Genomic DNA, 25,671 nt, shown 5'->3' with positions numbered 1-25,671 from the left:
TTATGAATTCTTCTACCGAGGGCCGCCCAACGCCAAATCTTCCGCGCACGGCGAACAAGCGTGGCGTTGCCCGTCTTGCTGCAGTCCAGGCGCTCTATCAGATGGATGTTGCCGGGACGGGCGTTCTGGAAGTGGTGGCTGAGTACGAAGCTTTCCGTCTCGGCAAGGAAGTGGACGGCACGCAATATCTCGATGCCGATCCGCAATGGTTCCGTGCAATCGTGGCCGGTGTCGTCGATGAACAGTTGAAACTCGATCCGATGATCCATCAGGCGCTGACGGAAGACTGGCCGCTGTCGCGTCTCGATTCGACGCTGCGCGCCATCCTGCGTGCTGGCGCCTGGGAATTGCAGACACGTAAGGACGTGCCGACGGCCGTCATCGTGTCGGAATATGTCGATATCGCCAAGGCTTTCTACACGGAAGACGAACCGAAACTGGTCAATGCCGTGCTTGACCGACTGGCATTTGTCATTCGTGGCGAGAGCCGTGGTGTGAAGCCGCGCTGATCCGGTATCTCTGGCAATAATCATGAAAGAAGGGCTGTGAGAAATCGCAGCCCTTCTTTCATTGTAAGCTGGTAAAGAACGACTTGACGTTTGTTAAACCGTTTCGCATGTTGGGTATGCGGCATTGAGAATGCTGAAATGCAAGGAATCGCGCCAATTGATTGATTCCAAGGCGTAAGTTCCAGACGTGAATATACCGATGAAGCCCGGTATCTTGTATTGGCTTCAGGCACTTCCATGCCGCTCAATCGGGTCCGGGGAGGGGTTTTCGGGCCTATCCTGCGCATGTGCCTGCCGACAATCGCGGCCTGCGATCTGACGGTAGCCAGCGCAAACTCAATGGGAGTTGGCCTTTATGCAAATGGGAGTGGCAGTCTTAGTTCTCGTCATTGCCTGCGGTGTGCTTTCCGTTCTCTTCGCCATATGGGCGATCCGCTCGGTTCTTGCAGCCGATCAGGGGACGCAGCGCATGCAGGAAATTGCTGAAGCCATCCGCGAGGGTGCCTCAGCCTATCTCACAAGACAATATTCGACGATTGCAATCGTCGGCGTCGTGGTTTTTCTGGCAGCCTGGTATCTGCTGTCGATCAGTGCCGCAATCGGCTTCCTGATCGGGGCGGTTTTGTCGGGTGTCACCGGCTTTATCGGAATGCACGTTTCGGTTCGCGCCAATGTGCGCACTGCGCAGGCAGCTTCGCTCAGCCTCGCCGGAGGGCTTGAGCTGGCGTTCAAGTCAGGAGCTATTACCGGCCTTCTGGTGGCAGGACTCGCGCTGCTCGGCGTATCCGTCTACTATTTTATTCTCACTGTCTGGCTTGGTTACTCGCCTTCGGACCGCACGGTTATCGATGCGCTTGTGTCGCTCGGCTTCGGTGCCTCACTGATCTCGATCTTCGCGCGTCTGGGGGGCGGCATCTTTACCAAGGGTGCTGATGTCGGCGGCGATCTTGTCGGCAAGGTGGAAGCCGGTATTCCCGAGGATGATCCGCGTAATCCCGCTACCATTGCAGATAATGTCGGCGACAACGTCGGCGATTGCGCAGGCATGGCCGCCGACCTGTTCGAAACCTATGCCGTTACCGTGGTTGCGACGATGGTTCTTGGTGCGATCTTTTTCAACGGATCGGACGTTCTGTCGAATGTTATGCTCTATCCGCTGATGATCTGCGGTGCGTGTGTCATCACGTCGATCATGGGCACTTTCTTCGTCAAGCTCAGCGTCGACGGTTCCATCATGGGCGCCCTTTACAAGGGACTAATCGCGACAGGACTGCTCTCCATCGTAGGTCTTGCTGTCGCCAATACGCTGACCATCGGTTGGGGCGAAATCGGAACTGTGGCCGGCAAAAGCATTACCGGCACCAATCTCTTCATGTGCGGGCTGATAGGCCTGATCGTGACCGGTCTGATCGTCGTGATTACGGAATATTATACCGGCACCAACAAGCGTCCGGTGAATTCCATCGCGCAGGCTTCCGTCACAGGCCATGGCACGAATGTCATTCAGGGGTTGGCGGTTTCGCTTGAATCAACCGCGCTTCCAGCAATCGTGATTGTTGGTGGCATCATCTCGACCTATCAGCTTGCGGGCCTGTTCGGTACGGCAATCGCCGTTACTGCCATGCTCGGTATTGCAGGGATGATCGTGGCGCTCGATGCCTTCGGTCCGGTCACGGACAATGCAGGTGGCATCGCGGAAATGGCTGGTCTCGACCCGGAGGTCCGCAAAGCCACCGATGCGCTCGATGCTGTCGGCAATACGACCAAGGCCGTCACGAAGGGCTATGCCATCGGTTCGGCGGGCCTCGGCGCGCTTGTGCTGTTCGCGGCTTATTCCAACGATCTGGCCTATTTCGCTGCCAACGGACAGACTTATCCGTATTTCGCGGATATGGGGCCAGTCTCTTTCGATCTCTCAAACCCTTACGTGGTTGCTGGCCTGATCTTCGGTGGTCTGATCCCTTATCTGTTCAGCGGCATGGCAATGACGGCCGTGGGTAGGGCCGGGAGCGCGGTCGTGCAGGAAGTGCGCCGCCAGTTCCGCGAAAAGCCGGGAATCATGACGGGCAAGGAACGTCCCGATTATGCCCGTGCTGTCGATCTTCTGACCAAGGCCGCGATCCGGGAAATGATCATCCCGTCGCTCCTGCCTGTGCTGGCGCCAATTGTCGTTTATTTCGGCGTGTTGCTCATCTCAGGCTCGAAGGCCGCGGCCTTTGCGGCGCTCGGTGCATCGCTTCTCGGCGTTATCATCAATGGCCTGTTCGTGGCGATTTCCATGACGTCAGGCGGCGGTGCGTGGGATAATGCCAAGAAGAGCTTCGAAGACGGGTTTACCGATGCCGATGGTGTGAAACACCTGAAAGGATCGGAAGCGCACAAAGCGTCGGTGACCGGCGATACGGTTGGCGATCCCTACAAGGATACAGCCGGTCCTGCGGTCAATCCGGCCATCAAGATCACCAATATCGTGGCTCTTCTGCTGTTGGCTGTGCTGGCGCATATGTCCTGACGGAATCAATGGCTCCAAAAAGAAAACCCGCCGTGAAGGCGGGTTTTCTGTTTGCAGGTATCCGACCGGATCAGTTGTTGGCGCCGCCTGCAGCGCCCGGCAACGAGGTCGGAGCCTTGGAAACGCCCTGAATGATCTGGCCGAGGAAGGTCTGGTCCTTGCCGCCTGTCGGCGTGGTGCGCGACACGAAGTCGAACAGCTTGCCATCCTTCAGGCCGTAATTGGCGATATGCTCGACCTTGCCGTCCTTGTCGAAATAGATGGCGAGAATCTGCCGCTCGATGATCTTCGGCTTCATGAATTGCGCTGCGCGATAACGCTTCTGCGAAATGTAATAGAAGACTTCATTATCGAAGGTCGCGGTGGTAGACGGCGTACCGAGCGCCAGAAGCACCTGCTCGCGGCTGGAACCTACCGGCACCGAATCGAGTGCCTGCTGGTCGAGTACGTAACCCTCTGTCAGCGTTTCGGACGGATTGAGCGTGGATGCAGTGTTGCACCCTGCAAGAGTCACTGCGACGAGAACTGCCGTGCCTGCAAGAAGGGCACGCTGCTTGCGTACGCCAGAGGATGCACTTGGAAAAATTCGCTGCAACAAAGACCTCTCCATACATTCTAAATCAGCGCGGCACTTTCGCCGTCGGGAGAACTTCGGTAAACCACCTTGCTTATTTATGCAACTGGAACGGTCGTACGGACATGATTCTCCAACTATTCCGCCGCAAATCGAAAGCAAACGAGGCAATCATGCTTCGCGTTTACGAGGTGATCGTGGCGGCGGCGCGGCAAAAACGATTTTATGCACAATTTCAGGTGCCCGATACGCCGCTCGGTCGCTATGAAATGCTTTCCGTGCATATTTTTCTCGCTCTTCATCGCATGAGGGGAGAAAACGTGGCGCTGGCCAATCTGGCACAGGAAATTGCCGACGAGTTTTTCAAGGATGTCGACCATTCGCTACGTGAACTCGGCATCGGCGACCAGGGTGTACCTAAACGCATGAAGAAGCTTGCGCGCATGTTTTATGGGCGCGTCGCGGCTTATGGTGAGGCGCTGGACGCAAATGATGCGGATAGGCTCGCGGCCGCGCTGACGCGCAATATCCGTCCGGATCTCGAATTCTGGCCGCATGCGCACCATCTAAGCGAATATGTTATGGGGTGCCGTGATCGCCTGCAAAAAATTGCAGACGATGCTTTGGCGGCAGGCGACATTTCCTATATGGATGCAGATAAGAGCGCATCCTGAAAAGTGTGAAGCGGTTTTCGGACAAGATGCGCGTTAAAGATGGACTTTGCGCCACAAAACACTGCTGAAAAGGCCAATGAGAATGACTGATAAACCGGCGCTCACCTATCCTGTTCCGGTTCTTCACCTGCCGCAAAAGGGCGTAACGGTGAAAATAGGTACGGATGAGAAAGAGCGCGCAGCGCTCGCGACAGAGCATGGGCTAATGGCCGTAAACGCGTTCAGTGCGGAATTTCTGATCACGCCCTGGAAAAAAGACGGTATTCGGGTGCGCGGTCGCATCGATGCGGAAATCGTGCAGTCCTGCATTGTGACGCTGGAGCCGCTGACCAATCATGTCGGCGAAGAAGTCGACACGATCTTCGTGCCGGAAAATTCGCGGCTCGCTCGGATTCAGCTTGATGAAAGCGGTGAAATGCTGCTCGATGCGGAAGGTGCGGACATTCCGGAAGTTTTTGTCGGCGACAAGATCGACGTTGGTGCGATTGCGGAGGAATTCTTCGATCTCGCCATTGATCCTTATCCTCGCAAGCCGGGCCTGCCTGACGAAAGCGAATCGAAAGTTTTCGGCGACGACGACGGTGACGAGGAGCCCGTTTCGCCGTTTGCGAAACTTTCAGAATGGCAAAAGAAGCCGTAGTTCACAGTGAGTTTGATAGAATTTGGTTGTGCGGAAACGCAAAAACACTATTTTCGCCGAAAACCTGTCTGCTGCAAATGCAGCGCAGGGGCAGGGATCGTACAGGAATAATCTAGAGTGATTAAAATTTCGATTGACGCCATGGGCGGTGATTTTGGCCCAGAAGTGGTCATCCCCGGCGCGGCGAAGGCACTTGAACGCCATCCTGACATCCGGTTCATTTTTTTCGGGCTGGCCGGTCAGGTCGAGCCTGTATTGGCACGTTACCCGAAACTGCAAGCTGCATCCGAATTCCGCGCTAGTCAGGTTGCGGTTAAAATGGATGACAAACCAAGTCAGGCGCTTCGCTCCGGTCGCGGCAAATCGTCCATGTGGCAAGCGATTGAAGCAGTAAAGACGGGCGATGCTGATGTCTGTGTTTCAGCCGGAAATACCGGCGCACTGATGGCCATGTCAAAATTCTGCCTGCGCATGCTGTCTGATGTTGAGCGTCCGGCAATAGCCGCTATATGGCCGACTTTGCGTGGGGAAAGTGTTGTCCTGGACGTGGGCGCCACAATCGGCGCCGATGCGCGTCAGCTCGTGGATTATGCTGTGATGGGCGCCGGAATGGCGCGCGCGCTCTTCGAGATACGCAAGCCGACTGTTGGTCTCCTCAATGTCGGTACGGAAGAGGTCAAGGGCCTCGACGAGATCAAGGAAGCTGCACAAATTCTGCGCGATATGCCGCTTGAGGGATTGCACTATACCGGTTTTGTTGAAGGCAACGATATCGGCAAGGGCACTGTCGATGTCGTCGTGACGGAAGGCTTTACGGGTAATGTCGCACTGAAAACTGCCGAAGGTACGGCCCGCCAGATGGCCACACTGCTTCGGCAGGCAATGACTCGCACATGGCTTGCGAAGATCGGGTATATTTTTGCAAAGGGCGCATTCGATCGCGTTCGCGAAAAGATGGACCCGAACAAGGTCAATGGCGGTGTCTTTCTCGGGCTTAGCGGAATCGTCATCAAAAGCCATGGCAGCGCAAATGCTGAAGGCTTCAGCTCGGCAGTGGAAGTCGGCTATGACATGGTGAGAAATCGCCTTCTGGAAAAGATCGAGGCTGATCTGGCACATTTCCACCACAGTCATCCGCATGTTTCGAACGATGGTGGCGAGGCTGCGAAGGCTTAGAGCATTTCCAGCAAAAGTGCGAAGCGGTTTTGCGTAGGATAATGCGACGAAACAAATATATAGAGCGGTTCCAGCGACTCCGTTTTAACTGAAACCGCTCTAGTTCCGGTAACGCCATCCGGAAGATGCATTTGGAAAAGATTTGGGGTTGCCGATTATTTTTTCGGTACCGAAGCGGTGAAGTAACTTTTACCGATTATGTGTAGGGCCAGAATTCTCGACTGCGCGCGTGCATGTTCGCCGCGCCGGTCGCTTAAGGACAGGAAATAAGGGATGATAAGATCTGTCGTGCGGGGTATCGGTTCGGCATTGCCGAAGCGGGTCATGAAGAATACCGATTTCGAAGGTATTATCGAAACCTCGGACGAATGGATCGTGCAGCGCACGGGTATCCGTGAGCGCCATATCGCAGGCGACGACGAAACCACGGTTTCGCTCGGCACTGCGGCGGCGCGCGCAGCAATCGAGAATGCCGGTTTGCAGCCGACTGACATTGATCTCGTTCTTCTGGCCACCTCGACACCCAACCACACCTTTCCGGCAAGTGCAGTGGAAATCCAGCGTGAGCTTGGAATCACCAGTGGTTTTGCGTTCGATATGCAAGCCGTTTGCAGCGGCTTCATCTATGCCATCACGACCGCAGACCTCTATATCCGCGGCGGTATGGCGAAGCGGGTTCTGGTGATTGGGGCAGAAACCTTCTCGCGTATTCTCGACTGGAGCGACCGCACGACCTGCGTTCTGTTCGGCGACGGTGCCGGCGCGCTGGTTCTGGAAGCTGCTGAAGGCAACGGGCTGACCTCGGATCGTGGCGTTCTCGCTGCCAATCTGCGCTCGGACGGCAATCACCGGGAAAAGCTTTATGTCGATGGCGGCCCATCGACAACCCAGACCGTCGGCCACCTGCGCATGGAAGGCCGTGAAGTCTTCAAGCATGCTGTCGGCATGATTACGGACGTTATTGAGGCTTCTTTCGAGGAAACCGGGCTCACTGCCGAGGATATCGACTGGTTCGTTCCACATCAGGCCAACAAGCGTATTATCGACGCTTCCGCCAAGAAGCTGAATATCGCTGAAAGCAAGGTGGTTATCACCGTGGATCGCCATGGCAACACCTCTGCGGCATCGGTTCCGCTGGCGCTGGCGACCGCTGTTGCGGATGGCCGTATCAAGAAGGGCGACCTCGTTCTTCTGGAGGCTATGGGCGGCGGATTCACGTGGGGCGCGGTTCTGTTGCGCTGGTAGGTAGCAAATTTGATTTGCGTTGATGGAACTCCCGGCTTGACCGTTACGCTTTTATTTGTGTAACGTCCTGTCACGTAAGGATATTATCTGTTCAAACGCTAACCAGGCAGGTTCGGTCATGGGAGGTAAAACGGTCACGCGAGCTGATCTGGCAGAGGCTGTTTACCGGAAGGTAGGCCTTTCCAGAACGGAGTCGGCGGCTCTTGTCGAGATGATCCTCGATGAAGTCTGTGACGCTATCGTCAACGGTGAAACCGTGAAACTGTCGTCTTTCGCGACGTTTCAGGTTCGCGACAAGAACGAGCGCATTGGCCGTAATCCGAAGACAGGCGAGGAGGTTCCAATCCTTCCCCGTCGTGTGATGACTTTCAAAGCTTCCAATGTTCTCAAGCAGCGTATTCTGCAGGAACACCAGAAGCGCGAAACCAAAAGCCAGAAATAATAACTGAAATGCTGCCTGTCGGGCGGCATTTTGTTTTTTGGCATCATCATTGCAAAGTTGATATCGTTTCCGTGCCTGGCCTATGGCCACGCGCGGAGAGCGCTGTTTTGTTTCAGCCGTCAGGTTCTTGAGGGCGTGATGATCGCGGTTTGTCGAGGATAGCCCCCGAACAGGCTCCGGAGTGACCAGGAAACGGCCTTGTCGCCTTCCGCTCTGCGTGAAGGGATGCTTATAAAGCTCTGATATTATATAATGGAATTGGCGGAGCGAATCGCTTCGCTGATATTGAAATCTGAGAGGCGATACGTTTCTCAGAAATGGTCTTGTGTTGAACGCCGTCTGGTTTTGAATGACGTTTAAGCAGTGCCTTTTTGCACGCTGGAGATTATTAACTCCCGTCTCTTAAAATCCGATGGTGACAAGCGCCTTTCGTGTAGCAGACGCGTTCGCGTTGGCAACGAGTTTGAACTATCTGGATCGGCAAGGTTGCGCCGTGATGGCGAAACCCGAACCACTGGAAAGGGCAAGTGGAATGGACAAGAGCCCTGATGCATTCAGGACGATCAGCGAAGTAGCGGATGATCTTGATCTTCCGCAGCATGTGCTGCGTTTTTGGGAAACGCGTTTTACCCAGATCAAGCCCATGAAGCGCGGCGGCGGTCGCCGATACTACCGGCCGCTCGATGTGGAATTGCTCAAGGGCATTCGCCATCTGCTCTACGATCAGGGCTACACGATCAAGGGCGTGCAGCGTCTGCTTCGCGAAAACAATGCCCAGTTCATTATCGCGCTTGGCAATGGCGACGTTCAGGCAATTGAGGCGATCACGCGTCAGAAGCAGGCTGCTGCCGATAAGCGTGCTGCTGAAGAGGCGGCAGACAATGAAATGGCTCTGCCGAGCGGTATCAAGGCACCGCAACCAGCTCGCAAGCTTTTCGGTCTGTTGAAGGGCGAGGAAGATGGTCCCATCGGGGCCGACGGAAAACGGCCTTCGAAGGATAATCGCTCGCTCCTGCAAGAGGCATTGTTCGATCTTCTCGAATGCAAGCGGCTTCTCGATCAGGTGCGTTGACCTGTCTTAGGGTAAACGAAAAAAGGGAGGCGCTAGCCTCCCTTTTCTTTTGTAAGCGGGCTGGATCAGGTGGATGAGAGCTTCAATCCGATGATGCCGGCAAGAATCAGTGACACGCTTGCGACGCGGAAGAAGGTCGCAGCCTCGCCGAGAATGAAGATGCCCACCAGAAATGCACCCACCGCACCGATACCGGTCCAGATTGCATAGGCCGTGCCAAGCGGCAGGCTGCGCATGGCGATGGACAGCAGAATGAAACTGCCGATCATCGTCACGATGGTGATGGCGCTTGGTGTCAGAAGTGAAAACCCTTCCGACTTCTTCATGAAATAGGCCCAGACGACTTCAAGAATTCCGGCCAGTCCCAGATAAATCCATGCCATTTAAATGCTCCCTCACAAGGGTTCTGAACGGGCCGTCCCGTTCGTTGAGAAGGCGGGAAGGTCGTCCTTCCCGCAAAGTCGTTGGTTTAGTGCGACGGATGCAGTGCATCGTTGAGATACATGCAGATCAGCATAGTAAATACGTAAGCCTGAATGATCGCCATCAGCAATTCGAGTGCGGTCAGTGCCACGGTCATTGCCAGCGGCAGCACGGCAGTGAGCACGCCGAGTGTTCCGAGACTGCCCAGCCCGATGACAAAACCGGCAAAGACCTTCAGCGTAATGTGCCCGGCAAGCATGACGGCAAACAGACGAACCGAATGGCTGACCGGACGCGAGATATAGGACATGATTTCGATCGGCACGATGATCGGCGCCAGCATGACCGGCACGCCCGCAGGCATGAACAGCCGGAAGAACTTGAAACCATGCCGCACGAGACCGTAGATCGTGACCGTCAGGAAGACGAGCATGGCCAGCGCAAACGTTACGATGATGTGGCTCGTCACAGTGAAGGCGTAGGGGAACATGCCGATCAGATTGGCAAACAGGATGAACAGAAACAGCGAGAAGACGAGGGGAAAAAAGATAATGCCTTTTTCACCGGCATTCTCGCGCAATGTTTTCGACACGAATTCATAGAGGATTTCGGTCGAGGATTGCCAGCGCCCCGGAACAACACTGCCTCTACGGGATGAGAGGAACATGAACGCACCCGCACCCAGCACCGTCAGCACCATGAAGAGTGCAGAATTGGTGAAAGCAACCGGCTGACCGCCGATTTCGCCAAGTTTGACGATGGGCTTGATTGCGAATTGTTCGATCGGCCCTGCCATAGGACACCCTCCTATGGGGCCGTCCCCGACGCGAACACAGGCACGGGTCGTCCCGCGCGGCCCTGTAAATAGTGATTCTTGAACGGCGAGGCAAGAGGGCCATCATTGTTATGGCCCAACAGAAACTTGATCACGCATCCCATGTATCGGGGAGCGTTTTCGAGTATCCTGTCGTTCTTACCCATAGATTATGCCGGGAGATCGATCGATGACCATCTCAAGACGTAATTTCATTGTTACAGCATCTGCTGCCGGGGCCGGATTGGCCTTGTCCCCTCTTGATCTCGCCAGGGCAGCAGCCGAAACAGGCAGTTCCAAAGTGCAAATCCCGTCACAGACAGACAATCCGGGCTTTCATCGCTTTCAATTCGGTGAGTTCGAGATCACCACGCTTTCCGATGGACGGAGGGCAGGTGAAGCGCCCGAAAAGACATATGCGGTCGATCAGGACCCGAAAGCGGTCGCTGCACTTCTCGAGGAAAACCTTCTGCCCCCCGACCGTTTCGTCAACAGCTTCACGCCGGTGCTCATCAATACGGGCAAGGGGCTTGTCCTGTTTGACACCGGTATGGGAGCAGGAGCCCGCGAAGCGGGATTGGGCAAGTTGACCAGTGCGCTTGAGGCTTCGGGCTACAAGGCGGATGATGTGTCTCTGGTGGTGCTGAGCCATTTCCACCCCGATCATATCGGTGGGTTGATGGAGGGTGGCAAGCCGGCCTTCGCCAATGCGCGCTACGCCGCCGGACAGAAGGAATTCGACTTCTGGACTGATCCAGCCCGGCTCGACAGTCCGGCAAAGACGGTTGCCGAAATGGTGGCCAAAAACGTCAAGCCACTGGCTGAGAAGATGACGTTTCTGGGCGAGGACAGCGAGGTCGTTTCCGGCATTCATTCTGTGGCGGCCTACGGTCACACGCCGGGCCATCTGGCGTTCCGCGTTGAAACGGGCGGGAAGTCGCTCATGCTGATCTCAGATACGGCAAACCATTTCGTGATTACGTTGCAACGACCCGAATGGCACGTTTCCTTCGATATCGACAAGGAAGCCGCCGTGCAGACGCGCAAGCGCATGTTCGACATGATCGCGACCGAAAGGCTTCCGTTCATCGGCTACCATATGCCGTTTCCGGCACTAGCCTATCTCAAGCGGGAAGGCGAGGGTTATCGTTACATCGCCGAGACCTATCAGTTGCGTGAGAAATAGGTCTGGGCGCTCTTACCGTTTGTTTAACGCCCACCGGCAACGTCGATGAATGTTCCGGTTACATAAGCGGGGGCGTCGTTCAGCAGCCAGAAGATGGCTTCCGCGACTTCCTCCGCCTTACCGGCCCGTCCAACAGGTGTGCCAGCGCCCAGTTTGGCCGCTCGATCCGGATTGCCGCCGCTGGCGTGAATGTCGGTATCGATCAGGCCGGGACGCACCGCATTGACGCGAATGCCTTTCGGCGCAAGCTCCTTCGAGAGACCGGTGGTCAGCGTATCGAGGGCACCTTTCGCCCCGGCATAATCCACATATTCAAACGGTGATCCAAGCCGCGAGGCCATGGACGAAACGATGACGATTGCACTATCCGGCTGCAACCGGCGTGCAGCCTCGCGCGCGCATAGATAGGTGCCGTAAACATTTATATTGAACATGTTTTTCAGACGTTCAGCACTCATGTCCGCAAGAGGCATGGTTTGCGCCACGATCCCAGCATTCAGGACGACGCCTTTCAGTGGGCCGAGTTCGGCTTCTGCCCTGTCGAACATGGCGATGACGTCTTGTTCGCTGGATATGTCGCCCCGGACCGCCAGCGCTTTCGCGCCGAGCTTCGTAGCCTCGGCCACCGTCTGCTGTGCAGCCTGTTCGTTCCCCGCATAGTTCAGGGCCACAGACCAGTTTTGCGCCGCACTGCGCAAAACTGTAGCGCGACCGATGCCGCGGCTACCACCGGTGATCAGAACGTTCTTCATGCCTCTCCTCCATGCAGTTCATGTCGGAGCTAATCCGATTTGCACGCACGGTGCAAAGGAAAGATCGTATGAAAATAAAGGTTTGGGGAAGAAATTGGTCGGAGCGGCGGGATTCGAACCCACGACCCCTTGACCCCCAGTCAAGTGCGCTACCGGGCTGCGCTACGCTCCGAGCCGGGAAAAGCCGTAGAATATAACGTCTTGGCACGCAAGGCCTAATTTCCGGAAACTGACAAATTGCACATGACATTCCGGCATTGCTGAAAGCTCAGGATCGCGGTGCGAAGAGGATGATGCAAGTGCCGGCGAAAGCCATGCATGCGCCGACCACATCCCAACGGTCCGGGCGGGCGCCTTCGGCAAACCAGATCCACAGGATCGACGCGATGATGTAGATGCCGCCATAGGCAGCATAGGCACGACCGGCCACATTGCTTTCAATGAGGGTCAGCAGATAGGCGAACAATGCAAGGCACACCATGCCCGGTGCCAACCAGAGCGCTGATTTGTCGAGCTTCAACCATGCCCAGAAGGCGAAGCATCCGGCAATTTCAAAGAGGGCTGCTGCGGCGTATATCACGAATTGCAAGACGCTGCCCTCCTGGCTGGTCTCTGAGTTTGGGTGAAAGCTGATACCTGTATTCCAGCCCTGCACAACCCCAGATGATCCCGAAAAGAAGATAAAAGTGACGCCAGTGATCGGTGTCGATGACGTTGCCGATCAGGACATGACCGAGATAAGTCGCGTAAGCGACCAGGAGATATGGCTGCCACGGGCGATTGCGAAACAGAAGCTTGAAACCGATCCCGAGCGTCAGAAATGTCAGCGTCAGGAAGGCTATGAAACCGATCCAGCCATAGTCGAGAACGGCTTTGAGCCAGATATTGTGCGTATCCTCGCCGAACATAGGCCCAAATTCGAGTGGACCGATGCCGAGTGGATGCTGGGTGGCGAGGATCATTCCAAGCCAATGCCGCGCGAAACGTCCAAGCCTTGCACTGTCATAACTTTGTTCGAGGCGTGCGCGCTCCCGGAAGAAATCGCCGACGCCGGGAATTTGCAGAATAATCAGGATCGCGAGAATAATCGTTACAACGGCGAGCAGGCCGATTGCGATCAGTCGAAGGCGAAAACGATTGTTGTTGCTTTGCAGAAAGAGCACGCCGAACAGAATGGCGAAGGAGAGGGGAACCATCGCCCACGCAGCGCGCGAGAATGACACCAGAACCCCAAGCATGAGCAGGCAGCAGAAAGGCAGATAGACAAGTGCATCGCGCACACCGCCGCGCATGACGCGATAAAGCGTCCAGGTCAAGGGTAGTATCAGGAAGGGTCCGTAGACATTGGGGTCCTGAAATGCGCCTTGCGCCCGCCCATAGCGTGTGAAGATTTCGGCACCGGGAAAGAGGCCGAGATAGCCTGCAATGCCGAGCACGGAAGAAAGCACGCCGACAAGAAGATAGGCGTTGAAGATGGTTCTGAGACGCCTGTAATCACCTTCTATGGCAGCGGCGAAGAACACCGATGTGAAAGCCAGAAAGAGTGAAACGGCGATATAGAGCGGGGCCTTTTTGACGTCCGCCATCTGCATGACCGAAATCATGCCGCCGAAATTGAATGCGGCGAAGAGGGCCAGCAGCACAAGGCTCGTGCGGGTCAATCGCAGTCCGAACAGCAGTGCCAGCGCGATCAGGCCGACCATATAAAGTTCATAGGGCGCAGGCTCGCTCATCACAAAGCCGAGCAGAAATACGCCGATGCCAATTGCGGTATTGGCAATGAGACGGTTGAGCGCGCGTTTGCGCGCCACATCCACCGGCGGCATCATGGCTGGACGCGGACTGCCGTCAAACCTTTCCGCCACGCTGATCAATAGGCGTTTTCCGTGTTGAGAAGCCGTATCGGTGTCAGGAACAGGATCTTGAGATCAAGCCAGAGCGACCAGTTTTCGATATAGTAGAGATCGAACTCCGTGCGCATACGGATTTTGTTTTCATTGTCTATTTCGCCGCGCCAGCCATTGATCTGTGCCCAGCCGGTGACGCCGGGCTTTACGCGGTGACGTGCGAAATAGCCGTCGACCACCTCATTGTAGAGTACGTTATGCGAATGGGCTGCGACTGCATGCGGACGCGGGCCGACGAGCGACAGGGAGCCTGCGAGGACGTTGAAGAACTGTGGCAGCTCATCGATGGAAGCTTTGCGAATGAAACGCCCGACACGCGTTACGCGAGGATCGTCCTTGGTGACAGCCTGTTTGGCCGTCGGATCGCACATTTCAGTATACATCGACCGGAACTTCCAGACATTGATGACTTCATTGTTGAAGCCATGTCGCTTCTGCTTGAAGATCACCGGGCCCTTGCTATCCAGCTTGATGGCGATCGCTGTGCCCAGCATGATCGGCGACAGAAGAACGATGCCCAGAACGCTGAAGACGACGTCGAAGACACGTTTGACGACGGAATCCCAGTCGTTGATCGGCTTGTCGAAAATATCCAGCATCGGCACCGCGCCGACATAGGAGTAGGAACGTGGGCGGAAGCGCAGGTGATTGTTGAGCGCTGACAGGCGAATGTCCACCGGAAGAACCCATAGCTTCTTCAGCAGAGCCAGCACACGCGCCTCGGCGCTGATCGGCAGAGACACGATCAGCATATCGATGTGAGCGATGCGCGCGAACTCAATCAATTCGTTGATGTTGCCGAGTTTCGGGTAACCCGCGACAATGGGCGGCGAACGCTTGTCGTCGCGGTCGTCAAAGATTCCGCAGATGCGAATATCATTGTCGGGCTGCTGTTCCAGCGAACGGATCAGCGTTTCTGCATTGGGGCCGCCGCCGACGATGACGGCGCGACGTTCCATGGTACCGTTGCGTGCCCAGCGCTTGATTTTCCAGGCGATGAAAATGCGTGAGAGCAAAAGCATCACGCAGGCGCTGAGCGCCCAATAAAGGAACCAGCCGCGTGAGAAATCGGAAGACGCCTTCATCAGGAAGCCGGCAATGGCAAGGGTGCCGAGCACAGCAGCCCAACTGATGAAAAGCCGCCGCAGATAGCGCCCGGGACTGCGCAAAACGTTGATTTGATAGCCGTCATTGATTTCCATCAGCAGGACGAAAAGCGCGCCGCCGACGACCATGATAAGCGGATAATAGAAGATAAGGTGCGTGCGAATGCCGACGTAAAGCAGGAAGCTCAGAATGCCGGAGAAGAAGACGAGGCCGAACTCTACCATGCGCATGACGCCGCTCAACATCAGCGGCGAAAACGTGTCGCGCTGATATTGCTCGGCCATCTGGCGGGCCAGCGGACTGAGTTTCACCGGGCCTCGTGGCTTGGAGTCTTGTCCGGAATCCTGTTTGCCGTTGGCTTCCATGGCTTTGCGGCCAAATGGAGAAAGCCCATTGTTATCTCGCACAACATTGCCCCTGATCGTAAAATGACAGCGTAGTAATTAGACCGAGAGTCCTAAGCAGAATATAAACGCAGCATGACAAGCTTTTGACTTAGGTAAACACTCAATTAAACATCTGGCGAATACCTAGTGGTCTGATTCCGACATTTGCATCCCTCGGTTACTGGCGTCGGACAAATGTCGGAATCAAAAAGACCACTAGCAAGATTTATGAATCTAGTGGATTTTTCGAATTTGGCGTTTGAAACAGCGTTTCAGTTGGTCGGGATTCAAACGTCAAATTCAATCCACTAGTAAACACCCGGCTGAAAGTCGTTATTGTTAGTGACAGCTAAAATAATATGGTTCCTGCCCATACTGTTACAGCATTGGCGGCGGGAACCAATATGCGCCAGTTGTCGCAAGGCAAACCGACACGAGGCTTGCCTTGTCTGACTATATTGCCTAGGACGACAATATGAAACCGTTGGAAGATAAAGCTGCAAGCGGCATTTCGCCGTTGGACTGTTCGGCACATATTGCCGCCAACAGACCGGCTCTCTTTCCACTTCTGATCGGCACCAGATCGGACGATGTCATGGGGTTGCTGCGCGCCTGACCGCACAGCGACCCAAAAAATCCTGATGAGAGCAATTCAAGCTGCGACCCTGCAAGGTCGCATTAACTGTTTGTTTTAATGCACTTTATCCGAACTGGTTTCAGCCGCTTTGGAGGGTGCTTTAGGGTTGATCATGACTATTTGGGCCGAACTGGCTAGAGCGGGCAATCTTGCCGGCGATGAAATTCTGTTGCGAAAACGCGACCATATCTACGAAATTCGCTACAACGGCCTGGAATTGATGTCCAACGTCAATTTCCAGTCCGAGACGGTACTGGCCGAAAGATCGCTGCGTCTTCACGGTCGGCAGGTGTCTCATATGCTTATCGGCGGGCTTGGCATGGGCTTCACGCTTCGGGCAGCACTCGATTTGCTCGGATCTGATGCCAGGGTGACGGTTTGCGAGCTTGTCCCGGAAATCGTGGACTGGAACCGGACCCATATCGGTCATCTTGCCGACCATCCGTTGAATGATCCGCGTGTCGATGTTCGGGTTGCAGACGTTATGGATGTTCTTCGCGCAGAGCCGGGCCGATACGATACCATATTGATGGATACGGATAACGGGCCGGATTTTACCGTCCGCGCGGCCAATGGAGCCATCTATGAAGATGGCGGTCTGAGGCTTGTGAAAAGGGCGCTCAAGCCGAATGGCATTGCTGCTTTCTGGTCGGCCACCATATCGGACCCGTTTGAAGACAAGCTCGATATGCTGCCCTGGCAATGGCAGCGCGAGGATATTTCGCTCATCGGCGGGCGTGCCGATGCGTTCCACTATATCTATTTTGCGGCGCGAGGCGGATTTCGGTCACAGTTCGACAGGGCTATATCCGCATCCGAACCCTTTGCTGCAATGGCGGGTTGATGGGAAGGGCGGTAGCGGTCAGTCTTCCGGTACTGCCCGATCCGGATGCGCCTCGAAATAAATGGTTTCGATCGAGTGCGCCATGGATGGAAGGCTGAAACGCTCATGCAGCCGGATTACATCGGGCATTGCGGCGTGAAATGTTAGGAGATCATCCGCAGCGCCCAGCATCTTGTTTGCCAGTGCCTCGACCTCGGGTTCCACCAATGCCGGGGAACGAGGTCCGAACACTTCAGGAATGCCGCCGACATTGCTGGCGATGACCGGCTTTCCGGCTGCGAGCGCTTCCAGCACGATATAGGGAAATGCTTCGGCGCGCGACGGAACCACCATTATCCGTCCCAAACCGAAAGCTTCTCGCGCCGCCATTCCGGGCAAAAAGCGGACTTGCCCGGAAACGCCAAGTTCGTCAGCGAGAGCAATGAAATCGGGCTTTTCCGCACCGTCTCCCACCATGGCTGCGGTGAAATTGCGCTGATGCTGTTCGCGCAAGCGGGCAAGGGCGCGGATCAGGAGGTCCGGTCCTTTTAACTCACGCATCGTGCCGACAAAGAGAAAGTCACTGGCACCGGGCGCGTCTGCGACCGATATAAATTCTTCTTCCGCCAGACCGTTATATACGACGGCATGGAGGCCATAGGGCCGCCCTACCTTTTCTTCATAGATACGCTTTTCGAAGTTGGAAACGAACATCACCGCGTCGGTCATCGGAGCCAGCATTCTCTCGAGCAGAAAGACGGCGCCACCACGGCGCGTCTTCCGGTCGAAATGCAGGCTACCGCCATGCGGTGAATAGATACGGGCTACGCGAGACCTAAATACCCGTAAGACTGAGCCGAATAATCGCGCATAGACACCACCTTTGGCGCCATGTCCGTGCAATATGTCCGGCCGCAATTTCTTGATGATGCGGTATGCTTTGAGTGCGGCTGCTGCATCGCCCAGTCCGATGTGGCGCTGCATGGCAATGCGATGGAGGCCGAGCGCGAGCTTTGGCCGTAATTCTTCCAGAAGTGCGTCTTCACGCGGGCCGCCGGTTGTTGCATCGCAGACGATGCCGACTGCATGGCCTTTTTCTGCTTGCAGGCCCACGAGATCGCGAACATGGCGGAAGAGCCCACCGGTCGGTTCGCGAAAACAGTGGACGATGCGCAGTGGGGGGACATTGGTGTCATCGGCCATCAATCGCCATCAAAACAGACGTTCGCGCACATAGATCGTGTCGCCCGGCAGGATAGGATCCGAAATCAGCACGCGGCCGGTCAGAACCTTGCCGTTGAACTGGCGCGTGATATCGACATTCTCCTGGTTGGCGCGCGGGCTGAAGCCGCCAGCGGCGGCGATTGCTTTCTGTGCGGTCATGCCCGGAACATAGGAATACTGGCCAGCGGCGCCAACTTCACCCATTACGAAGATCGGGCGGTAGCGGTCGATTTCCGCGCTGACGTCAGGATCGCGCAGATAACCGCCGCGCAGTTTGGACGCGATGATGCCCTCGAGCTGCTTGGATGTCTTGCCACGCGCCGGAATACTGCCGACGAGCGGGAAGGCAATGTAGCCGGCCTGATCGACACTATAGGTGTTGGTGAGGCTCGGCTGTTCGAAAACGGTAATGCGCACGCGATCGCCAGCATCCAGCATGTAAGGCTGGTTCAGCGCCTCGTGGAAAGCAGGCGGGGCAGGGCGATAGCTGGAACAGGCGGAAAGCGTCATGGCGGCAAGGCCGAGTGCCACGAGCAGAGCGTGGCCTTTGCGCTTGTTGTGAATTGTCTTCGCCGTCATCATCCGCCTCGGTTCTTCCGAAAAGCAATATTTCTTACGAACGCAATCGACGCGGTACTGACAGCGCGATTACGAATATCGGTTGCAAGCGTTATCGATTGATTAGGGTTAATGGCTGGTAAAGAAGACAGGGTTCGGCGCAAAATCTTTATGCCTCGCTGACAATTGGGAACTTATCCTGCTTAACCCTCTGGTTACCTTGTTCCTTTACCTTCCGGCCAGATTCGGGGGTGCATTACCCCACGCGGGCGAGAGCGATCACGCGCGCAAGCGCACTCGCGAAGTCCATGGAGAATGGGGAATGGCAGAAGTCGATCCGTTATCAAGGGACGCAGATATTGATATCGGTGCGCTGTTTGCAAGCCTGCGCCGTCATTGGCTGTTCATTGTCGTCGGCGCGCTCCTCATGGCGGCACTCGCATGGGCCATCTGTCTTCTTCTGACGCCGGATTATCGCGCCGAAGCCCGCATCATGATCGAGGCTCGCGAATCCATCTATACCCGTCCCAATGGCGAGACAGCAGCCGAGCGACCTGTCTTCGACGCCGAAGGCGTGAAGAGCCAGGTCGAGGTGTTCTCCTCCGGCGATCTTCTCAAGAAAGTTTCCGACGAACTCAAGCTGACCGGCAATGAAGCCTTCACGACGACGGAAGTGAAGCCGTGGACCCGCCTTCTCATCATGCTCGGCATGCGAACCGATCCCGCCCGACTGACCCCGGAAGAGCGCGTTTTGCAGAAGCTGCGCAAGAACATGCAGGTTTTCGCTGTGACCGCTTCGCGCGTCATCGTGGTGCAGTACACGTCGGCAAATCCCGAGACAGCTAAAAACGTCGCCAATGCGCTTGCCAGTCAGTACATCCTGTCTCAACAGGCCGCGAAACTGGAGTCGAACGACGATGCCACCGGTTGGCTTGCTCCCGAAATTGACGACCTGCGCAACCGTGTTCGCGATGCGGAAAAGAAGGTTGCCGATTACCGTGCTTCGCGCGGGCTTCTGACCGGACAGAGCAATAGCACGATTGCGACACAGCAGCTCTCGGAAGTTTCCACCGAACTTACGCGGGTTCGCACCAGCCGTGCTTCGGCGGAAGCCAAAGCGGAAAGCATTCGTAAAGCGCTCGCCTCGGGTGCTTCCATCGACACGCTGCCGGATGTCATTGCGTCCGGCATGATGCAGCGTCTTGCCGAAAGACGCATCCAGCTCAACGCCCAGATTGCGGACCTTTCGACGACGCTTCTGGACGGTCATCCGCGCATAAAGGCGTTACGCTCGCAGCTTGCCGATCTCGACCAGCAGATCAGGTTGGAAGGCCGCAAGCTCGTTGCAAGCCTGGACAATGAAGTCTCCGCGGCAAAGCTTCGCGAGGACGAACTCAATCGCGAGCTCAACCGCGTGAAGGCCCAGGCGGCGCAGGCGGGCGATCAGGAAGTGGAGTTGCGTGCACTGGAGCGGGAGGCGACGGCGCAGCGCCAGCTTCTGGAAACCTATCTGACACGCTATCGCGAAGCCGCATCGCGCACCGACCGTAATTATGTGCCGGTCGATGCCCGGGTTTTTTCATCCCCCGAAGCACCCGCAGTACCTTATTATCCGATGATATTGCCGATTGTCGGTTCGACCTTTGCGGCTGGCCTGCTGTTGCTGTCGATTTTCGTTCTCCTGCGTGAATTGTTCAGCGGGCGTGCATTTGTGGCGGCGGATGGCCAAAGGGTTGCGGCAGTCGAAGAAATCGAAATGCCGGTTATTGCTGCCGCCGTTGAAGCCGCTGCCATACCGCCATCCATGTCCGAACGTATTGATGCTGTTTCCGAGGAAACGATTGCGGCACCACGTCGTTCATGGACTATGCCGTTTGCAGCGAAGCCGTCGGTTTCCGAGATAAGGAAATCCGTGGAGGAGTTTCCAATGATCAAGCAGCGCGAGACGAGACAGCGCAATCCCAATGGTGTGGAGGCTGTTGCCGATCTGCTCGCCGGTGGAAAGTTGAAGCGCATCGTGGTCGTCTCTCCCGAAGGCGATAAAGCATCGGCGGGAACGGTGCGTCTGCTGCGAGAGTTCGCCGACCGTGGCAAACGCGCAATTCTCGTGGACATGACCGCGCAGGGAACTGTTGGCCTTGCCATGCTGGACGGCACGCATCTGCCTGGCATTACTGAGCTTTTGACCAGCGAGCGCCGCTTCAACGAGGTCATCCACAGTGACCGGTTCTCGCAGGCTCATGTCGTACCGCTGGGCGAGGCCGATCCTGAAGTCGCCATGCGCTCCGCCGACCGGTTGCCGCTCATCCTCGACGCACTGGAAACGGTTTATGATTTCGTTGTGGTGGAGTGCGGTCCGTCATCTTCGGAGCAGATTCGACGCATTGCCGATGGGCCTGCTTCCGTCGTGATGAGTATCGTTGATCCGGATGACAAAGGCGTTGCGCTGGCCGCTCTGGACCTTGATCAAGGTGGTTATGAAGACGTCATTATTCTGATGGACGAAACGGCCTGATTGTCAATTGTGATTCAAGAACAGTGCCTTAGTCTGCGTTTCTGAATCAGATTGCTAACGGCTTCTAGCGTTTTGCAAGCTTGCTGCGCAGAGCCTTGGCCATGTCCCAAAGACGCGGATTGCGCTTGAGACTTCCGGCAACCGCATTGCGGGTTGATTGAAGCGCCGTGAAAAGCCTCCCCTTGGCGGAAAGCGGCACCAGCGTGTCATAGATCGTGCGCTCGATATCGCACCATTCGCGCTTATACGGCTCATCACCAATACCGAAACTGTAGATCGAACGACCGTTGTCACAACTGCGGTTGATGTCCTCGAAGAAGAGAAACTCCCCCGGACTTGCCGTCATCAGTTCGTCTTCTGCGATTGCGCCAAATTCGACGGTCGGCCCTGAATCGCAGAGCAGCTTTCCGATGATCGAACGTATGGTTCCGCCAACTTCAAGAAAGCGGAGTTCGCTCACGTCCTGACTTTTCGCGAGGCCTTGGCCGAAGAATGCCTTGAAGAAATTGCGCACATTCTCGTCGGCGAAAGGGTCACGGATGCCCATCTGCTGGAAGCGCTGTGCCTTCATCGCAAAATACAGATCGAGAACCGTGTCCGATTCCGCATGGTTCTGAGGGCTAGCAATTCTCCAGCCACCGCATTCTTCGTATCGGCGACTATGCTGGCGATGCTTTTTCAGTTTGCGCTTGCGATTGCCGCGACCAAGCACGGCATCGAAGCCGCCATCGAGCGAAGCAGCGAGAACCGGATTTGGATTAGGCGCTTTTGCGAGAGCAAGCAGCGGATTGACTGCGCCTTGCAGTTCGGAAAGCTGACGTGTCAGCGAGAGCGCATCGATATCGGGTCGTGTTCTTCGGATTGCATCGATCATCTGCCGGGTCGCGCTTCGTTCGATGTCTGCACCACGGTCTTTCAACAGCCACGGGAAATTGCAATTGGCGTGGCTCCCGCCGGGATAGCGCGCAATTTTCGCGCCGTTCTGGCTGACGACTTCCAGCGGCACAGCCAAGATTGGATCATCGCCGTCAAACAGCCCAACCACGAAACTGTCAGCATTGACAATTGCGCGCCAATTATCGATCCATGCGAGCGATTGCGGCGCACCATGTATGGCCGAGTCATAGGTCCATAGCTGACCGATCTCGCTGAAATCCGTCAGGATGCGCGCTGTAACTTCGCCCGCCATCACCTGCAACATCCTCAAATGAGATTAGTGTTGTTTCTTGCGTGGTGGCTGTGCCATCCACCAGATGATGCCCATGGCTGGCAGAACCCAGAGAATGCCGGTCACGAAGAAATAAAGGAGATGCACCCAGGCACTCGATTCAGCAAGATGCGCCACGGCGATGATGGTCGCGAACACCGCATAGATGATGACCAGTGAAACCAGCAAAAAAGTGCCGATCAGTTTCTTCAGCCGAACGGGCATAATGCATCTCTCCTTTTCCCGGCACATCACTAGCGCGTGAGAAGGGACAGTGAAAGGGCAAAAACGCGGCGGCATGTCGCGTGACATGAACTTGTAACTCACAGGTCGATGCTGCATGTATCCTTCGGCTCATTATCGAAGGGTGAATGGCATGACGGCAGCAACGGCGCAGCGTGTAGGGCAGGGTTCCAGATCATCGAAAGAGGATCGTGACCGTCGCCTTGTGCGATACTGGCTTTATGCGGTGTTCGTCGTGCTGATTGCTATCGTCATGGTTGGCGGGGCCACCCGTATGACCGGATCGGGCCTCTCCATCACCGAATGGAAGCCCATTCACGGCGTCATTCCGCCGCTCAACCATGCCGAATGGGTGGAAGAGTTCGACAAGTATCGCCAGATTCCACAATACCAGCAGATCAACAAGGGCATGTCTCTTGAAGAATTCCAGTATATTTTCTGGTGGGAGTGGGCGCATCGCCTGCTGGCGCGCTTTGTCGGATTTCTGGTTGCTGTCCCGCTCGCCTTCTTCTGGGTGACCGGGCGTCTCGGGGGCGGTCTTAAGTACCGTATGCTGGGCTTGCTCGCGCTCGGCGGCTTGCAGGGCGCCATCGGCTGGTGGATGGTCGCTTCCGGCCTGAGTGAGCTGACAAGTGTCAGCCAGTACCGTCTGGCGATCCATCTGACGACAGCCTGTATCATCATAACGGCAGTGTTCTATATTGCGCGCGGGCTTGTCACCTATAGCGAACGACCGGCGGAAAGGCCGATCCAGCGCTTTGCCGGATGGGTCGTGTTCGCAGTTCTGGTGCAGATTTATCTGGGCGGTCTGGTGGCCGGGCTTCACGCCGGTCTGACCTATAATACATGGCCGCTGATGGATGGTGCTATCATCCCGTCAGATCTGTTCATCCAGTCGCCATGGTGGCGCAACCTGTTTGAAAACCCGAAAACTGTGCAGTTCGTGCACCGCATGTTCGCCTATACGGTTCTGGTTCTGGCGGTCCTGCATTCGCTGCAGGTGTGGAAACAGGCGCCCGGCACCACCCATGCGCGCCGCACCGTTGTTCTGGTTGGCCTTGTTCTGGTGCAGGCCGTTATCGGCATTGCGACGCTTTTGATGAGCGTTCCGCTGCATCTGGGCCTGACGCATCAGTTCTTTGCGCTGATCGTTCTGGCCTTCGCGGTCGCGCACTGGCGCGCAACAAAGGGCGCTTACGCGGTATAAGCCATTTGGCGCAAGTGTCTGAGCGCGGACGCGATCTTCAGTTCCCGCGCTTCGTCCGTATCGTTGCCATCTTCACGATGCCATGCGGCTGACAGGCAGCCATAGGCGAAGGCATAATCCAGAATATAGGCCGGTTCGCACCCGATGACCGGTGCGAAATGCTCGGCCATGTGCCGGGCACGTTCAAGGTCGAGACATAGATCGTCCCGGTCGAGCGGATTGTAGAAGATATTGGCTGCATCGAAGGCTGCGTCGCCGACCAGCCCGTGCGGGTCGATGGCGAGCCAGCCTCGTGGTCCCTTGATGATGTTCTCATGGTGAATGTCACCATGCAGCGGAATGGCCTTGTGCGGCGTCGCCAGCAGACGCTTTGCAACAGACGCGCCTTCCGCATAGATAGGGCTTTCATGCGCCACCGCGAAGAGACCGGAAAAGTGCTTCTCCAGAGGTTGCAGGTCAGCCGGTATCGGGGCAGGAGAGGGCGTATGCAGCGCGTTCAGAACCTCGCCGAATATCTGTAGACATTCGGCGTCCTTGCCGCGTTTCAGGTGCGCATCGAGGTGATAGTCGCCCGCATATTCGAGCAGCATCGATGTGCCCTTGAGGCCGTATAATCGTGCCGCACCATGGCCATCCTGCCAGTCCAGATAATGCGCGCCGCGCAGTTCGTCCATTCCGGCTGGTTTCAACTGCTTGACGACAAAAATCTCGCCCGGATGGTCGCTGCGTTCGACCTTCCAGACGAGGCTTGAATGTGTATCTGCCAGAGGCTCCGATGAACCGATATTCCATTCTATGGGAAACATCGGCTTCGTCGTCATCAGGCTTTGCCGAGCATGAGGTTCATGTTCTGGACTGCCGCGCCCGATGCACCCTTGCCAAGATTGTCGAGTAGCGCCACCAGATTGACCTCTCCGTCGCCTTCGGTGCCGAAGACAAAAAGCTTCATGCCGTCCTTGCCAGCAAGCTCTTCCGCATCGACACGCGCCAGTTTGGTGCTTTCTTCAAGCGGTACGACCTCGACGATGTCCTGACCAGCGTAATGCTCTGTCAGTGCGGCATGAATCGCGGCAAGTGATGGCGTTCCCTTGAGTTCGCTCAGGAACAGGGGAACCTGCACGATCATGCCCTGCGGGAAGCGTCCGACACTGGGTGAAAAGATCGGGCGGCGATCCAGACGGCCATGCAATTGCAGTTCCGGCACGTGCTTATGCTTGAGCGGCAGGCCGTAGAGGAAATTATTCGCAGCAAGGTGCTCCGGATGGTTCTTGTCTTCCATCTGCGCAATCATCTGCTTGCCGCCCCCCGTATAGCCGGAGACGGCATTGACGCTCACCGGATAATCGGCAGGCAGTAGGCCCGCATCGCGGAGCGGACGGACAAGCGCAATCGCGCCGGTCGGATAGCAGCCCGGATTGGCAACGAGGCGCGCTTCGGCAATGCGTTCACGCTGGCCCTTGGCCAGCTCCGCAAAACCATAGGCCCAGTCCGGGTGCACACGATGGGCGGTCGAGGTATCGATGATGCGGGTCGAGTTATGGCCTTCGAGAAGGGAAACCGCTTCTTTGGACGCATCATCCGGCAGGCACAGGATCGCAATATCGGCAGAGCGCAGACAGTCGGCGCGCAAATCCTTGTTGCGCCGCTCGGCTTCCGGAATGGAGATCACTTCAAGATCGTCGCGTTCGGCCAAACGGGTGCGGATCTGCAAGCCGGTGGTGCCGTGTTCGCCATCAATGAAGATTTTCGGTTTCATGCGTTTTGCCTTTGAATTCAGAAAGTTACGACAATATTCGGAATCAGTTCTCGAGGCGCTTGAATCAATCTATGAACAAGCG

At 56.2% G+C, this 25,671-nt stretch carries 26 protein-coding genes and 1 tRNA gene; 13 read left to right on the top strand and 14 right to left on the bottom strand.

From position 1 onward, the window contains the following. Positions 1-2: 2 nt before the first annotated feature. Positions 3-509, top strand: coding sequence for a transcription antitermination factor NusB (gene nusB / locus FIB18_RS05435; protein ID WP_010661094.1), 507 nt, complete (start codon positions 3-5; stop codon positions 507-509). A 355-nt stretch (positions 510-864) separates the two neighbouring features. Then, entirely contained in the window at positions 865-3,021 is a 2,157-nt protein-coding gene (locus tag FIB18_RS05430; protein ID WP_140019771.1) for a sodium-translocating pyrophosphatase, read from the top strand. Between the two features lie 70 nt (positions 3,022-3,091). Here FIB18_RS05430 and FIB18_RS05425 read toward each other — a convergent pair whose 3' ends face one another. Continuing rightward, positions 3,092-3,619, bottom strand: a complete 528-nt coding sequence (locus FIB18_RS05425; RefSeq protein WP_140019770.1) for an outer membrane protein assembly factor BamE — start codon at positions 3,617-3,619, stop codon at positions 3,092-3,094. A gap of 101 nt (positions 3,620-3,720) precedes the next feature. Between FIB18_RS05425 and FIB18_RS05420 the strand changes: the two genes are divergently transcribed. From FIB18_RS05420 to FIB18_RS05395, 6 genes are all read left to right on the top strand, one after another. Continuing rightward, the gene (locus FIB18_RS05420) at positions 3,721-4,269 is read left to right on the top strand and encodes a ubiquinol-cytochrome C chaperone family protein (protein ID WP_140019769.1); all 549 of its coding nucleotides are present in this window, start codon (positions 3,721-3,723) and stop codon (positions 4,267-4,269) included. Between the two features lie 82 nt (positions 4,270-4,351). Further along, positions 4,352-4,909 carry a YceD family protein gene (locus tag FIB18_RS05415; protein WP_140019768.1) on the top strand — a complete coding sequence of 186 codons (558 nt, stop codon included), beginning with the start codon at positions 4,352-4,354 and terminating at the stop codon, positions 4,907-4,909. A gap of 117 nt (positions 4,910-5,026) precedes the next feature. After that, entirely contained in the window at positions 5,027-6,085 is a 1,059-nt protein-coding gene (gene plsX / locus FIB18_RS05410) for a phosphate acyltransferase PlsX (RefSeq protein WP_105541501.1), read from the top strand. A gap of 273 nt (positions 6,086-6,358) precedes the next feature. Next, the gene (locus FIB18_RS05405; protein ID WP_140019767.1) at positions 6,359-7,330 is read left to right on the top strand and encodes a beta-ketoacyl-ACP synthase III; all 972 of its coding nucleotides are present in this window, start codon (positions 6,359-6,361) and stop codon (positions 7,328-7,330) included. A 118-nt stretch (positions 7,331-7,448) separates the two neighbouring features. Continuing rightward, complete coding sequence (locus FIB18_RS05400) at positions 7,449-7,772, top strand: integration host factor subunit alpha (RefSeq protein WP_010661102.1); 324 nt, start codon at positions 7,449-7,451, stop codon at positions 7,770-7,772. A gap of 532 nt (positions 7,773-8,304) precedes the next feature. Then, the gene (locus FIB18_RS05395) at positions 8,305-8,844 is read left to right on the top strand and encodes a MerR family transcriptional regulator (protein ID WP_010661103.1); all 540 of its coding nucleotides are present in this window, start codon (positions 8,305-8,307) and stop codon (positions 8,842-8,844) included. 65 nt (positions 8,845-8,909) lie between these two features. Here FIB18_RS05395 and sugE read toward each other — a convergent pair whose 3' ends face one another. Together sugE and FIB18_RS05385 are read right to left on the bottom strand one after the other, a co-directional pair. Continuing rightward, positions 8,910-9,227, bottom strand: a complete 318-nt coding sequence (gene sugE / locus FIB18_RS05390) for a quaternary ammonium compound efflux SMR transporter SugE (RefSeq protein ID WP_105541503.1) — start codon at positions 9,225-9,227, stop codon at positions 8,910-8,912. 86 nt (positions 9,228-9,313) lie between these two features. After that, positions 9,314-10,063 (bottom strand): F0F1 ATP synthase subunit A, encoded by a 750-nt coding sequence (locus FIB18_RS05385; protein WP_140019766.1) that lies wholly within the window; start codon positions 10,061-10,063, stop codon positions 9,314-9,316. 208 nt (positions 10,064-10,271) lie between these two features. On the opposite strand from FIB18_RS05385, the gene FIB18_RS05380 reads away from it, so the two are divergent. Continuing rightward, positions 10,272-11,267 (top strand): MBL fold metallo-hydrolase, encoded by a 996-nt coding sequence (locus FIB18_RS05380; protein WP_140019765.1) that lies wholly within the window; start codon positions 10,272-10,274, stop codon positions 11,265-11,267. Between the two features lie 23 nt (positions 11,268-11,290). Here FIB18_RS05380 and FIB18_RS05375 read toward each other — a convergent pair whose 3' ends face one another. The 5 genes from FIB18_RS05375 to FIB18_RS05355 all read right to left on the bottom strand — a co-directional run bounded on the left by FIB18_RS05375 (position 11,291) and on the right by FIB18_RS05355 (position 15,398). Continuing rightward, positions 11,291-12,019 carry an SDR family oxidoreductase gene (locus FIB18_RS05375; protein WP_140019764.1) on the bottom strand — a complete coding sequence of 243 codons (729 nt, stop codon included), beginning with the start codon at positions 12,017-12,019 and terminating at the stop codon, positions 11,291-11,293. Between the two features lie 95 nt (positions 12,020-12,114). After that, positions 12,115-12,191: transfer RNA gene (locus FIB18_RS05370), tRNA-Pro, on the bottom strand. 96 nt (positions 12,192-12,287) lie between these two features. Continuing rightward, positions 12,288-12,608, bottom strand: coding sequence for a YnfA family protein (locus FIB18_RS05365; protein ID WP_140019763.1), 321 nt, complete (start codon positions 12,606-12,608; stop codon positions 12,288-12,290). Beyond that, a complete protein-coding gene (locus tag FIB18_RS05360; protein ID WP_407921846.1) occupies positions 12,571-13,845 on the bottom strand; it encodes an O-antigen ligase family protein in 1,275 nt (424 codons plus the stop codon). The genes FIB18_RS05365 and FIB18_RS05360 overlap by 38 nt, the downstream gene beginning before the upstream one ends. A 44-nt stretch (positions 13,846-13,889) precedes the next feature. After that, positions 13,890-15,398, bottom strand: coding sequence for an undecaprenyl-phosphate glucose phosphotransferase (locus tag FIB18_RS05355; RefSeq protein WP_210296039.1), 1,509 nt, complete (start codon positions 15,396-15,398; stop codon positions 13,890-13,892). 496 nt (positions 15,399-15,894) lie between these two features. On the opposite strand from FIB18_RS05355, the gene FIB18_RS24795 reads away from it, so the two are divergent. Both FIB18_RS24795 and FIB18_RS05350 read left to right on the top strand, forming a co-directional pair. Beyond that, positions 15,895-16,035: a hypothetical protein gene (locus FIB18_RS24795; RefSeq protein WP_158295698.1), complete on the top strand. Its 141-nt coding sequence runs from the start codon at positions 15,895-15,897 to the stop codon at positions 16,033-16,035. Between the two features lie 133 nt (positions 16,036-16,168). Continuing rightward, positions 16,169-16,900 carry a spermidine synthase gene (locus FIB18_RS05350; RefSeq protein ID WP_140019760.1) on the top strand — a complete coding sequence of 244 codons (732 nt, stop codon included), beginning with the start codon at positions 16,169-16,171 and terminating at the stop codon, positions 16,898-16,900. 18 nt (positions 16,901-16,918) lie between these two features. On the opposite strand, the gene FIB18_RS05345 is transcribed toward FIB18_RS05350, so the two are convergent. Then, positions 16,919-18,082, bottom strand: a complete 1,164-nt coding sequence (locus FIB18_RS05345; protein WP_140019759.1) for a glycosyltransferase family 4 protein — start codon at positions 18,080-18,082, stop codon at positions 16,919-16,921. A 9-nt stretch (positions 18,083-18,091) separates the two neighbouring features. After that, complete coding sequence (locus tag FIB18_RS05340; RefSeq protein ID WP_012092328.1) at positions 18,092-18,682, bottom strand: polysaccharide biosynthesis/export family protein; 591 nt, start codon at positions 18,680-18,682, stop codon at positions 18,092-18,094. A 301-nt stretch (positions 18,683-18,983) separates the two neighbouring features. On the opposite strand from FIB18_RS05340, the gene FIB18_RS05335 reads away from it, so the two are divergent. Next, a complete protein-coding gene (locus FIB18_RS05335; RefSeq protein ID WP_140019758.1) occupies positions 18,984-21,176 on the top strand; it encodes a GumC family protein in 2,193 nt (730 codons plus the stop codon). A gap of 64 nt (positions 21,177-21,240) precedes the next feature. Here FIB18_RS05335 and FIB18_RS05330 read toward each other — a convergent pair whose 3' ends face one another. Beyond that, a complete protein-coding gene (locus tag FIB18_RS05330) occupies positions 21,241-22,365 on the bottom strand; it encodes a GNAT family N-acetyltransferase (protein ID WP_140019757.1) in 1,125 nt (374 codons plus the stop codon). 24 nt (positions 22,366-22,389) lie between these two features. Then, complete coding sequence (locus FIB18_RS05325; RefSeq protein WP_010661115.1) at positions 22,390-22,608, bottom strand: DUF2842 domain-containing protein; 219 nt, start codon at positions 22,606-22,608, stop codon at positions 22,390-22,392. A gap of 151 nt (positions 22,609-22,759) precedes the next feature. Between FIB18_RS05325 and FIB18_RS05320 the strand changes: the two genes are divergently transcribed. Beyond that, positions 22,760-23,833, top strand: coding sequence for a COX15/CtaA family protein (locus FIB18_RS05320; RefSeq protein WP_140019756.1), 1,074 nt, complete (start codon positions 22,760-22,762; stop codon positions 23,831-23,833). Here the strand turns inward: FIB18_RS05320 and FIB18_RS05315 are convergent. Beyond that, a complete protein-coding gene (locus FIB18_RS05315) occupies positions 23,821-24,654 on the bottom strand; it encodes an aminoglycoside phosphotransferase family protein (protein ID WP_140019755.1) in 834 nt (277 codons plus the stop codon). The genes FIB18_RS05320 and FIB18_RS05315 overlap by 13 nt on opposite strands. Beyond that, on the bottom strand, positions 24,654-25,589 hold the full coding sequence (gene argC / locus FIB18_RS05310) for an N-acetyl-gamma-glutamyl-phosphate reductase (RefSeq protein WP_140019754.1): 936 nt from the start codon (positions 25,587-25,589) through the stop codon (positions 24,654-24,656). Before argC ends, FIB18_RS05315 begins: the two co-directional genes overlap by 1 nt. Positions 25,590-25,671: the final 82 nt, after the last annotated feature.

Source organism: Brucella pecoris, from assembly GCF_006376675.1.
Taxonomy (GTDB): Bacteria; Pseudomonadota; Alphaproteobacteria; order Rhizobiales; family Rhizobiaceae; genus Brucella; species Brucella pecoris.
Note: the sequence above shows the minus strand (reverse complement) of the source record. Positions and strands in the feature narration are given on the sequence as shown.